The organism is Sutterella massiliensis, from assembly GCF_016899755.1.
GTDB classification, from domain to species: Bacteria; Pseudomonadota; Gammaproteobacteria; order Burkholderiales; family Burkholderiaceae_F; genus Sutterella; species Sutterella massiliensis.
Genome location: NZ_JACJJC010000361.1, coordinates 1 through 328, shown reverse-complemented (window position 1 = coordinate 328; position 328 = coordinate 1). Strand labels below are relative to the sequence as shown.

Below are 328 nucleotides of genomic sequence, written 5' to 3'. Positions count from 1 at the left end.
AACCTATTAATGTGGCGGCACGCTATCGCATTGTTTTCAAGAGCGGCAAAGGTCTTGCGGAACGCATTGACAACGCGCACGAGGTCAACGATGGCGACTGAATTCGGAGCACGGATTTCGCATCCCCTGGCGCTTCCTGTTTCGCTGTGTTCCGGACGATTCTTCCCACATCTTTGAAATCGTTGGGCAAACGGATCCTTGAGTGCAAGGGAATTGGAAGTCAATGTGGAGGTAGCGCGTTCCACTCTGAACAAAGCTCTCAAAGACTTGGTTGATGCGCACCAGATCGTGAGGATTGGAGCTGGCAGAAGCACGCGCTATGTGCCTG

At 52.7% G+C, this 328-nt stretch carries 1 protein-coding gene; it reads left to right on the top strand.

Annotated elements, in window-relative coordinates; genetic code table 11:
* Window positions 1–198: 198 nt before the first annotated feature.
* On the top strand, window positions 199–328 hold a 130-nt coding region (locus H6A60_RS14365), incomplete at its 3' end, for a hypothetical protein (protein ID WP_439145087.1).